Annotated in this window: 14 protein-coding genes; 7 read left to right on the top strand and 7 right to left on the bottom strand. The window is 55.6% G+C overall.

Annotation, left to right across the window (positions count from 1 at the left end):
• Window positions 1-11 precede the first annotated feature (11 nt).
• Window positions 12-182: a con-10 family general stress protein gene (locus tag DW56_RS11870; protein WP_024554979.1), complete on the bottom strand. Its 171-nt coding sequence runs from the start codon at window positions 180-182 to the stop codon at window positions 12-14.
• A 308-nt stretch (window positions 183-490) separates the two neighbouring features.
• On the opposite strand from DW56_RS11870, the gene DW56_RS22725 reads away from it, so the two are divergent.
• The 3 genes from DW56_RS22725 (at window position 491) to DW56_RS11880 (ending at window position 2,639) form a co-directional block, all read left to right on the top strand.
• Complete coding sequence (locus DW56_RS22725; RefSeq protein ID WP_162838667.1) at window positions 491-655, top strand: hypothetical protein; 165 nt, start codon at window positions 491-493, stop codon at window positions 653-655.
• A gap of 89 nt (window positions 656-744) precedes the next feature.
• Entirely contained in the window at window positions 745-1,662 is a 918-nt protein-coding gene (locus tag DW56_RS11875) for a bestrophin family protein (protein ID WP_024554978.1), read from the top strand.
• Between the two features lie 176 nt (window positions 1,663-1,838).
• A complete protein-coding gene (locus DW56_RS11880) occupies window positions 1,839-2,639 on the top strand; it encodes a MerR family transcriptional regulator (protein WP_029589818.1) in 801 nt (266 codons plus the stop codon).
• Here DW56_RS11880 and DW56_RS11885 read toward each other — a convergent pair.
• Window positions 2,625-3,041, bottom strand: coding sequence for a rhodanese-like domain-containing protein (locus DW56_RS11885; RefSeq protein ID WP_024554976.1), 417 nt, complete (start codon window positions 3,039-3,041; stop codon window positions 2,625-2,627). The genes DW56_RS11880 and DW56_RS11885 overlap by 15 nt on opposite strands.
• Before the next feature lie 98 nt (window positions 3,042-3,139).
• Between DW56_RS11885 and ftrA the strand changes: the two genes are divergently transcribed.
• Window positions 3,140-4,108, top strand: a complete 969-nt coding sequence (gene ftrA / locus DW56_RS11890) for a transcriptional regulator FtrA (RefSeq protein WP_081711355.1) — start codon at window positions 3,140-3,142, stop codon at window positions 4,106-4,108.
• Between the two features lie 174 nt (window positions 4,109-4,282).
• Complete coding sequence (tam, locus tag DW56_RS11895) at window positions 4,283-5,041, top strand: trans-aconitate 2-methyltransferase (protein ID WP_024562107.1); 759 nt, start codon at window positions 4,283-4,285, stop codon at window positions 5,039-5,041.
• Window positions 5,042-5,115: 74 nt separating this feature from the next.
• Here tam and DW56_RS22690 read toward each other — a convergent pair whose 3' ends face one another.
• Window positions 5,116-5,277 carry a hypothetical protein gene (locus DW56_RS22690; RefSeq protein ID WP_159102102.1) on the bottom strand — a complete coding sequence of 54 codons (162 nt, stop codon included), beginning with the start codon at window positions 5,275-5,277 and terminating at the stop codon, window positions 5,116-5,118.
• 103 nt (window positions 5,278-5,380) lie between these two features.
• Window positions 5,381-6,259, bottom strand: a complete 879-nt coding sequence (locus DW56_RS11900) for a manganese catalase family protein (protein WP_024554286.1) — start codon at window positions 6,257-6,259, stop codon at window positions 5,381-5,383.
• 479 nt (window positions 6,260-6,738) lie between these two features.
• Between DW56_RS11900 and DW56_RS22990 the strand changes: the two genes are divergently transcribed.
• Window positions 6,739-6,864 carry a hypothetical protein gene (locus DW56_RS22990; RefSeq protein ID WP_267879867.1) on the top strand — a complete coding sequence of 42 codons (126 nt, stop codon included), beginning with the start codon at window positions 6,739-6,741 and terminating at the stop codon, window positions 6,862-6,864.
• A 611-nt stretch (window positions 6,865-7,475) separates the two neighbouring features.
• On the opposite strand, the gene DW56_RS21705 is transcribed toward DW56_RS22990, so the two are convergent.
• Window positions 7,476-7,649, bottom strand: a complete 174-nt coding sequence (locus tag DW56_RS21705) for a GnsA/GnsB family addiction module toxin (protein ID WP_024554285.1) — start codon at window positions 7,647-7,649, stop codon at window positions 7,476-7,478.
• Between the two features lie 308 nt (window positions 7,650-7,957).
• On the opposite strand from DW56_RS21705, the gene DW56_RS11905 reads away from it, so the two are divergent.
• A complete protein-coding gene (locus DW56_RS11905) occupies window positions 7,958-8,161 on the top strand; it encodes a hypothetical protein (protein ID WP_029697398.1) in 204 nt (67 codons plus the stop codon).
• A gap of 50 nt (window positions 8,162-8,211) precedes the next feature.
• Here DW56_RS11905 and DW56_RS11910 read toward each other — a convergent pair whose 3' ends face one another.
• Both DW56_RS11910 and dcp read right to left on the bottom strand, forming a co-directional pair.
• Window positions 8,212-8,496, bottom strand: a complete 285-nt coding sequence (locus DW56_RS11910; RefSeq protein ID WP_024554283.1) for a hypothetical protein — start codon at window positions 8,494-8,496, stop codon at window positions 8,212-8,214.
• 112 nt (window positions 8,497-8,608) lie between these two features.
• Window positions 8,609-10,657, bottom strand: coding sequence for a peptidyl-dipeptidase Dcp (dcp, locus tag DW56_RS11915; RefSeq protein ID WP_024554282.1), 2,049 nt, complete (start codon window positions 10,655-10,657; stop codon window positions 8,609-8,611).
• Window positions 10,658-10,660 lie beyond the last annotated feature (3 nt).

Consider the following 10,660-nt stretch of genomic DNA (forward strand, 5'->3'; position numbering starts at 1 on the left):
CGGCTTATGCCTCAGGACGAAGAACGGCTGCTGTTCTTACCGCCCTTGCGGCCTGCCTCGGCGGCGCGCTCACGGTCGTTTTTGAAATTCCCGCCGCTGTTCTGCCCGCCTTTACGGCCCGCTGCGGAAGCACGCTCACGATCCTGCGCAAAATTACCTGAACCACCACGATGCTGAGTCATAATATCTCCTCCTGGATCATCAGAATTAAATTGCGTAAACACTAATGCGAAACGCAGAAATAACTATAGGGTGGCTTCACCGTTTCGCAAGTTACATAAGCATGAGAAAACTTTTTCCAGGACTTTTCTCTAATACTGCCAGCCGTGCATTTCTCACGCGTGATGATAAATAACGAGATTTTATCCATTTTCATCCATTCGTAAGAATGTTCCTAAAAGGAAATCTTAATTATCTACCGCGTCACTTACTGACTATTATTAATGCGGACGTCATCTGGTTACGTTAATTCCCGTTAAAGGAGCGATTAATGAAACAGAAATGGTATTGTTGCCCCGCGCTGCGTCGCAAAGACTGTTTTATGGTGATGGCTATTGGTAAAGATATTTTCCTGCTTTTCAAAAAAGGCGGCTCGCTGCGTCGCTCTCGCGAATGGCTTCACAGGGTGAAGGATAAGTTTATTCCGGTGGGCTGATTGCAGAAATACCCCTTCACTCTTCAGGGTTGCAGGCAAAAGCGCTATCTCGTTTAATGCGTAGCGCTTTTGTTAACACAGTGACCATTATGATTGTTCGTCCTCACCAGCACTGGTTTACCCGTCTGTTTGTCTGGCATGGTTCCGTTCTGGCTAAAATTTCCACGCGACTGCTGCTGAATGTCGCGCTCTCCGTAACCGTTATCTTTTTTCTGCCCTGGTATGAAGCGCTCGGCATTAAGCTGACCATCGCGCCGTTCAGCATTCTCGGCGTGGCCATCGCTATCTTTCTCGGCTTTCGCAACAGCGCCTGCTACGCCCGTTATACCGAGGCGCGACTTATCTGGGGACAACTGGTTATCCAGAGCCGTTCGCTGCTACGCGTTTCCCGCACGCTGCTGGCTTCGCACCCGCAGGAGATTCGCCATCTCGTTAACCTGCAAATCGCTTTTTGCCACTGCCTGCGCCTGACGCTGCGCCGTAAAAAGCTGGATAACGTGCTGGATCGCTATCTCAGCAAAGCGGATCTGGAAGCCGTGATGCACAGTCATTCCCCCTGCAACCGCATTATTCTGCTGATGGGCGAATGGCTGGCCGCACAGCGCAGCCGCGGCGCGCTGTCGGATATTCTGTACCAGAGCCTGGATAACCATCTCAACGAGCTTTCAGGGATCCTGGCGGGCTGCGAGCGCATCGCCAACACGCCGCTCCCCTTCGCTTACTCGCTGATTGTGCACCGCACGGTTTACCTTTTCTGTATTTTGCTTCCCTTCGCGCTGGTCACCGACCTGCATTTCATGACGCCGTTCGTTTCGGTGTTTATCTCCTATACCTTTCTTTCGCTGGATACGCTGGCGGAAGAGCTGGAAGATCCTTTTGGAATGGAAGATAACGATTTGCCGCTCGACGCGCTTTGCAACGGCATTGAAATCGACCTGCGTGAAATGATTAATGACGATCATAAACCCACCAAAATGCGCCCTGATAAACGGTATCTGTTGACTTAATTCATCATTATTGTTTATTGATCGCTTGTGAAAACAGTTAGCAAGTTATCCTTTATGTGATAGCTTGCCTTGTCCTCCCTGAACAGTCCCACCTTTTCCACTCGCCCTTTTTTCCTGGCCTCACGGGAAAAAGGTATTACACTTTTCTGTTATTTTTCCGGTAATAAGGAATCGCCATGTCGCATTTCACTATAGAAATGTTGTCCGATCAGTGCGGTGTTACCATGCCTAACTTGCGAGCCTGGCAGCGTTACGGCTTGCTTAAGCCCGCCCGGGACGCCAGCGGGAAACGTTATTATGATTACAGTCATCTGCTGCGCATCCAGCTTATTCTGAAGTGGCTTAACGAAGGCGTGCCGGTGGCGGAAGTCTCCCGTCTGCTGAAAGGCGAACACGCCACGCTCAGCAGCCAGTGGGAGCTTTATCAGGAAAAGCTGCTTTCTGCGCTGGAAAATCCTGATACCGCGAAGCTACGCGCCCTGTTGCGGCGTTTTGGTCGCGAGTTACCCGCCGCTGCGCTGCTGGACAACGTGATCCGCCCGCTGCGCCTCTGGCTGCGCGAAGGCGTCAACGCGACGCAGCTCACCCGCCGCGCGCGTTTTGACACCCAATTAATTGAATATGCGGCTTTTGTTTTGCAGGGGCTGCGTAAACGCCCGGCAGATTCGCTGGTGATGATCCCGCTAAGTATGACGGACCCGCTGGATATCTGGCTGGAAGCGATTCGCTTTTCAGCGGAGGGGTTTCGTATCGATCTGCTTGCCGAACCTGTCGCCCAGCCCGATCTCGACGAGCTTCAGGCTGAGCACTATTTCCTCTGGAGCGATGCGCCGCTTACCCCGCTGCAACAGGTGATGGTTCAACACTGGCAGAGTGAAGGACGCCCGCTTTTCACCGGCGGCGCCGGCTTTAGCGCTCCGGCGCAAGCCGAAGCGCCCGTCAGCGAAGCGACAACCGCTATTTCAGACGCAGGCTGACGCTCTCTCTTCGCTGGCGAAAGCGTACCCTTCGTCCGCCCAGCCAGTGAGGCCGCCGAGCATAATCTTTACCGGCAGACCCAGTCGCGCAAGCGTCAGCGCGGCGCGGTCTGCGCCGTTACAGTGCGGGCCTGCGCAGTAAACCACGAACAATGTCTCTTGCGGCCACTGCGCCATGCGCTCCGCTGTCATCTGGCTCCAGGGCAGATGTTGCGCGCCGGGAATGTGCCGACGGGCAAAGGTTTCCTGGCTGCCGACGACGTGCAGCAGCACAAAATCTTGCTCCCCCAGCCGCATCGCCGCATGCACATCGGCGCAGTCTGTCTCAACGCTTAATCTTGCTAAAAAGTGGGCCTCGGCAACCGCGGACGGGGCGGCGGAAAACTCGGTGACATAGCTCATTGTCTGCTCCTTGTGGTTTGTGTTAACAATACATTAACCCGCAGGCGCGACGATGACCGCCCTGCTCGCTGCCAGAAATCGCAAGGATTTTGACAATCATGCACCAGCCTTTAGCCAATTCGCTTGTCGTGGCGCTAGCCTACGACGGTCTGTGCACTTTTGAATTTGGCGTAGCCGTAGAGATCTTCGGGCTGCCGCGTCCGGAAATGGGTCCTGAGTGGTATCAGTTCGCCGTCGCGAGCGTTGAGGAAGGCCCGCTTCGCGCCACGGGCGGCGTGCGCATCATGGCCGATGGCGGGCTGCCTTTGCTGGACAACGCCGGCACTATCGTCATTCCCGGCTGGCGCGACAGTGAAGCCCCGGTGCCGCAGGCGCTGTGCGAAGCGCTCCGGCGCGCGCATGAAAGAGGATGCAGAATCATTTCGATTTGCTCCGGCGTGTTTGTGCTGGCGGCGAGCGGATTGCTGAACGGCCGTAAGGCGACCACGCACTGGCGCTATCTCGACGCCCTGTCGCGCCGTTATCCGCAAACGGATGTGGTGCCCGATGTGCTTTACCTCGACCAGGGCAACTTGCTGACCTCCGCAGGCAGCGCAGCGGGCATCGATCTCTGTTTGCATCTGGTGCGGCGTGATTTTGGCCGCGAAGCGGCCAACAGCGTGGCGCGGCGTTTAGTGGTGCAGCCGCATCGCGACGGCGGTCAGACGCAGCATGTGGAACGCCCCGTGCCGCGCGCCCGTGAAAGCCAGCGGCTCGGTTTGCTGTTTGATTTTTTGCATCAGCGACTGGCGCATAACCACACGGTGGCGACGCTTGCAGAAAAAGCGGGTATGAGCCCGCGCACTTTTTTACGCCGTTTCCAGGAAGCGACCGGCACCACGCCCGGCCGCTGGCTGCTTAACGAGAGGCTGTTGCGGGCGCGGGAATTGCTGGAGACGACCCGTTTTTCACTGGAGCAGATCGCAGGCGAGGTGGGATTCGGCAGCGCAACCACGCTGCGCTACCATTTTCAGCGTCAGTTCGCCCTTTCGCCTGCGGGCTACCGTAAACGGTTCGCGGGCCGTTAACGCAAAAAAAAACCGCCAGCGGGGCTGGCGGCAATGCTTGCATGGATAAATTTATTATTACCGTGTGAATCGACTACGGTTTGAGGTGACTTTGTTACCTCTGTGGCGTCACTCTGACACAACGATTCTTAACCGCAGTTAAACGAACTGAACACCCGTTCACCGGAGGCCCCTGTGCAGGACTGGAACCCCGAGCTTTATCTCCAATTTTCCGCGGAGCGCACCCGCCCGGCGCAGGAGCTGGTGGCGCGCATCGCTTCCCGCGCTTCTGTGCGCCAGGTTTACGATCTCGGCTGCGGCCCCGGCAACAGCACGGAACTGCTGCGCAAGGCCTGGCCGCAGGCGAAGATAACCGGTATCGATACGTCGCCCGCTATGCTGGAAAAAGCCCGCCGCGCGCTGCCGGATTGCGATTTTATTGAAGAAGATGCAGCGCTTTGGCGGCCACAAAGCGAGCCAGACCTGATTTACGCTAACGCCTCGCTGCAATGGCTGCCCGATCACCCTTCGCTCTTTCCCCGGCTCGCCAGCCTGCTGGCACCGCAGGGCATGCTGGCGGTGCAGATGCCGGACAACTGGGAGGAGCCAACCCATGCCGCCATGCGCACGGTTGCGAAGACGATGGGCATGACGGTAAAAGAGCGCGAACCGCTGCTGACGGTAGAAAATTATTACGATCTGCTAAGCCAGGCGGGGTGCGAACTGGATATCTGGCGCACAACCTATTTTCATCTGCTGCCTTCGGTTGACGCGGTGGTGGACTGGTTGCGTTCAACCGGTTTGCGCCCTTTCCTCGACGCGCTGGACGAGACAGGCGAAGAGCGCTTTCTCGAACATTATCGTTTGCTGCTTTCTCAGCATTACCTGCCGCGTCGCGACGGACGCTTATTGCTTGCCTTCCCCCGGCTGTTTATCGTCGCGCATAAGAAATAGCCAATAAAAAAGACCCCGCAGGGTCTGTTTACCGGCTGTTCCCCCGTCACGCACCGGCAGTGACGGGGCAAGCGTCAACCGTGTTTGTACGGGTCGACTTCATCATCTTCGCTGTCGTCCCTTTTACGCGGGATCTCTCCCTCCTGCCCTGGGTTATCGCGGGTGTTTTTGACCGACTCGGGGGCAGAAGGCGCCTTCTCTTTTTCTCCTTGCGGGGAGTTTTCACGTTCAACCATAAACCTCTCCTGACTCTGTACGATGTTCCCTAAGTGTAGGACAAACCCGGAACGTTGGCGGCAGAGCCAGAGGCGACAAAAAGAAGGCCCATGGATCGCCGCCTTATGAGCCGGACACAGAGCCGTTGCCGGCGCTGGCAGTAGACGACATCGCCGTGCCAATCTGCTCAGCCTGCGCGCCTGAACCCGGGCGGGCTTTACCCAAAACAGGCTCTTCGCCCAGCAGATCCGGCTGCTCTTTGGCGGTGAACTGCCCTTTGCCGTCGAACGCCGGCCCGTCGCACCAGCGACCCTGCGGCAGTGGTTTATCCAGCGACGTATTCAGACAGTAGTAGGAATGCTCGCTGGCCTCTTGTTCCTGCGGGAAGCTGTTAGGAATAGGCAGCGACGCGGATAACCCGCCCATATCTTCAATCACAGCCAGCCATTGCTGCTGGTGCATGGTGTCGCGGGCGATGAGAAAAGAGAGGAAATCTTTCATCCCTTTATCTTCCGTCATGTTGTAAAGACGGGTAGCCAGCACGCGGCCTGTGGCTTCCGCCGTGACGTTAGCCAGCATATCCGCCGCCACGTTGCCGGAAGCGTAAACATGGCTCATATCAAACGGCACGCCGTTGGCATTTACCGGCAGCGCGGCAAGGCCTGAGGAGAGAACATGGCGAGGATTCATGCCCCCAAGAATGGCGTTAACGACCGGGTCTTTTGCCGACGCTTCCTGATAAGAGAGCGGCGCGCCCTCCAGGTTCAGCGCCACGGCGTGGCCCAGCATTTCGATGTGCGCCAGCTCTTCAGTAGCCGTTGAGATCAGCAAGTCTTTAATGCGAGCGTCGCCACGAGCGCCCATCGCCTGAAAGAAATACTGCATCGCGACGCGAATTTCACCTTCCACGCCGCCAATAGCCTGTTGTAAGAGCATCGCAAATTCCGGATCGGGCTTTTCCACGCGAACGGGATACTGAAGTTTCGAAGAGTGATGAAACATACTACCTCCTGTCTGTGGGGATTAAGGGTTGAGAAACACCTCCACAAGCCTGGAAAGCAGACAGGGAATTATCAATCCAGATGAGAATTATTTTCATTAACGAAGCGGTCACATCGGCCGCCTTAGGGCGTTATGCTTTTGCGTTTTATCGCTGATAGATAACCATTTTTTTTAAAACGAAGCGCTTAAAAATTTCGTAACAAAAAAGTGTGAATGCTTTTTTCTTAAAGCCGGGAAAAAGCTGGTTTTACGCGCGACTTTTCGCGAGTAGCCCAAAAAACAGACTCTGTACAGGCCAACCACAGACGCGTCTCAATGTCACCTGCCCGATGCGTTTTTAGGCAAAAGTCTTAAAGCAGAGCGGTGATCTCTGACCAAAACTTATCTCTACAAAACGAAGAGCAGGCAGCAAACAAGATGAACTAACGCAATGTGACCAGCGGATCCGGGCAGGATCCCGACAATGGTGGAGGTGAAATATGGTGAACCAACATCTGATGAATAAAGCCCGACGCGCAGCGCGCGAAGCGATTACTAAACGTAACTCCCGCAAATGGGACGAGGCCAATCGCATGATGCGCCAGGCCGCTGCAAGCGCCTTGTAAGGCTTTGATACTACACGCTTAGCACAGCGACTTTCGGCACAACAAGGCCAGAGGCGATACCGCGCTCGATGCCTGCTGAAAGTAAATGCGCAAAAACCGGGCTAAATGTCCGGTTTTGCTTTATGTGCTTCATTTTCATACTTTTGGCGGATAGGTTAATTCTGCCGGCAGGATAAAGTGGCGTTCGTAGCGATTTTGCATTTGCATACCCCGGAGCCGGCGGATTTCACTGCTCCGGGGACTTTTCTTAACGGCGCTTTCCTGCGCTTTTGCATACCGCTTCAGGCCATAAAAAAACCCGCTATTCAGCGGGTTTTCAGGTTTTACCCCCTCCGGCGCTTATCTCCGGCACTCACCTAAGTGGCTTAGCTCTGTAAGGGGTGAAAGCATCATCTCAGATAAGATTAATCCGAACAAGATTCATACTTCCGTATTACGATAAAGATCACGATTTATCGCCTGTCGGTAAAGCCACCGCCCCCGAAAACAGGCGGTTATGCTTAAAATTTATATTAAGCCAACTGCCGCCAGGTAATAACGTTGCGCGCGGAGCAGCAAATGCGTAAAAGCCACCCGCAGGCGGCGTTTGTCAAAGGCGATAGGGGTAACGGCTAGATCAGTTTTATCCGGACGTCATAACCTGCAAGGCCAGTCATTGTCTCACGGGGGATAAGCTCTATCTCGGAGACCTCTTTTTCGGAATGCTTGCGTAGTTCAGCAATTTTGTCAGCGATCAGCGCCGAGATTTCCTCCTCGGCCTGACGTTTTAGATCGTCAATGTTCATTTTGACCTCGTCTGGTTATTCATCAGAATCAATGCGCCAGTACGGTGTAGATTCCTTTATTCATTAAAATGCAACCGCTTACACAGTATAGACCACCAGACAGGCGCTGTTTTTCAGCCGTTTACCGCTGCGCTGATAACAGGATTAATCTCAAGGGGATAACCTCTTCTGGCCCTGTCATTTTCTTTACCGCTTCGCTGACTATCTGAAACTTAAGCATATTCTGTAAGCCGGATCTGTTCTGATGAACCATACTTAGTCCAAACAGCATATTTCCTTTTCACCCTATTTTAACGAAGGAGGAAGGTATGCAGTCTGTGAAAGAACAAGATGTGATGTCATTGCAAAACTTTGATTTTCTGGCGCTGAGCTTCGCCCAGATGCACGCGCAAGGGAGACGCGTAGACATGGAGGCCATAACAGGGAATATGGACAGAGACGGTAAAGCCTGGTTCCTTAAGCGTTACGATTACTACTTAAACCATTTACGTAACGAAGCGCTGACGGACTAACAGCCACTCGGGTAGCGAAAGCTACCCGTTTTTATGCACGCCCTGCCCGCTTAGTCATCCCCTTCAATGAAAAAACCGGCTGCGCGAATAGCGGTTTTACAGTCATTTACCCCTGCTGCGTAGCCCGCTTCAATTTCACACACCGGGCTTGCGCTGGTAAAAGGCAGCGTAACAGGCCGCATCAGTTGTTTCTCAAGCGCCGCTATTTTCTGACGCGCTTCGAGTAGTTCACACGCCATGGCAGCCCATTCCGCCGGTGAAGGCAAAGAAGCGGATTCGCTGTCATCAGGGCGCGTTGCCAAAGTATGTAGCCTTTCACTGGAGAGCATGGTCATCGCCGCCGCCTTGAGATAAAAAGGAGTCTGAAGTTTTACCGCCAGAGAGCCTGAGCCAGAAGCGTAGCAAAACGTCCGCGTAAAAACCGGGCTTATCGCCCGGCTTATTTTCCTACTGGTCGCTCAGCCCGCGATTTTTCAGCATCGGCTCGATAAGCGGGTCGTGACCGCGCCAGTCGCGATAAAGCGCTTCCAGATCGGTGCTGTTGCCCCGTGAAAGGATCGCTTCACGAAAACGCTGACCGTTTTCACGGGTCAGCCCGCCCTGCTCCACAAACCACTGGTAACCGTCGTCCGCCAGCATTTGCGTCCACAGATAGGCGTAATAGCCCGCTGCGTAACCGCCGCCGAAAATATGGGCGAAATAGCTGCTGCGATAGCGCGGCGGCACGGCAGGCAGCGCCACCTGCTCTTGTTCCAGCGCGGCGGCTTCAAAGGTCGCCACGTCGTCCACGTTGGTCTGCGGCGTCATGGCGTGCCAGCGCATATCCAGCAGCGCGGCGGCCAGAAGTTCGGTCATGTCGTAGCCTTTGTTGAACTGCGCCGCGCGGAAAAGTTTTTCCCGCAGCGCCTCCGGCATCGGCTCGCCGGTCTGATGATGACGGGCGTAGCGGGCGAATACGTCCGGGTGGCTTGCCCAGTGTTCGTTTATCTGCGACGGAAATTCGACAAAATCGCGCGGCGTATTGGTGCCGGAAAGCGTGGCGTAGCGCTGGCGGGCAAACAGCCCGTGCAGCGTATGGCCGAATTCATGGAACAGCGTGATAACGTCGTCCCAGGAGATAAGCGCAGGCTGGCCCGGCGCCGGTTTTTGATAGTTGCAGACGTTGTAGATAACCGGCCGGGTGGCGAACAGCGTAGACTGCTCGACAAAATTGCCCATCCACGCCCCGCCGCTTTTGCTGTCGCGGGCGAAGAAATCGCCGTAAAAGAGCGCCAGCCCCTCGCCGCTCTGGTCGTAAATCTCCCAGACGCGCACGTCCGGGTGATACGGCGGGATGTCGAAACGCTCGGTGAAGCTGATGCCGAAGAGATCGCTTGCGGCGCGGAAAACCCCTTCGGTGAGCACGCGGTTCAGCTCAAAATAAGGCTTGATTTTCGCTTCATCGAGATCGTATTTCGCAAGGCGCACCTGCTCGGCGTAAAACGCCCAGTCCCATGCCTGCACCTGGAAACCGCCCTGTTGCTGGTCGATAACCTGCTGAATGTCCGCCAGCTCCTGACGGGCGCGCGTCGTTGCCGCCGGCACGATGCCGCGCATGAAGCGCAGCGCCGCCTGCGGCGTTCTGGCCATCTGATCGGCGATTTTCCAGCTGGCGAAATCGTCAAAGCCCAGCAGTTGCGCCTGCGCGGCGCGCAGTTCGGCAAGGCGAATGACGATGGCGCGGGTGTCGTTGGCGTCGTTTTTTTCGCTGCGCGTCCAGCCTGCTTTAAACAGCGCTTCGCGCGTTTCACGGTTCGTTAGCGACTGCAACGCAGGCTGTTGGGTGGTGTTGAGCAGCGAAAGAAGCCATTTACCCTGAAGCCCTTTCTCTTTTGCCGCTTCAGCGGCGGCGGCGATTTCCGCCTCGCTCAGCCCTGCCAGCGCCTGCACAGTATCCACAACCAGCCCGCCCGCTTTGGTGGCAGCAAGCAGACGGTTGTTGAACTGGCTGGTTAACTGGGCCGCTTCTTTATTCAGCGCCTTCAGCTGCGCTTTTTGTTCATCGCCAAGCGTGGCGCCCGCCAGCATAAACTGCTGCCAGACAACTTCCACCAGGCGCAACGACTCCGCATCAAGCGCGATGTCATGACGCTGTTGATACACCGCGTCGAGACGTGAAAAAAGCTGAGCGTTGAGATGGATCTCATCCGCCAGTTCCGCAAGCTCAGTGGAAAACGCTTCATCCAGCTGTTGCAGATAGTCGTTGGTGTGCGCCGAGGTCATGGCGAAAAAGGTGCTGGTGACGCGCCCGAGCATGGCGCCGCTTTTCTCCAGCGCCAGGTAAGTGTTTTCAAAGGTGGGCGTTTGCGGGTTAGCGGCGATAGCGGCTATCTCTTCGCGCTTGCGGCGTACCGCCTCGTCGAACGCCGGACGATAGTGTTGATCGGTTATCACATCAAAACGCGGCGCTTCATAAGGCAGCGTGCTTGTTTCCAGAAAAGGGTTTTGCTCCAGCATGGT

It is taken from the genome of Franconibacter helveticus LMG 23732 (assembly GCF_000463115.2).
Taxonomy (GTDB): domain Bacteria; phylum Pseudomonadota; class Gammaproteobacteria; order Enterobacterales; family Enterobacteriaceae; genus Franconibacter; species Franconibacter helveticus.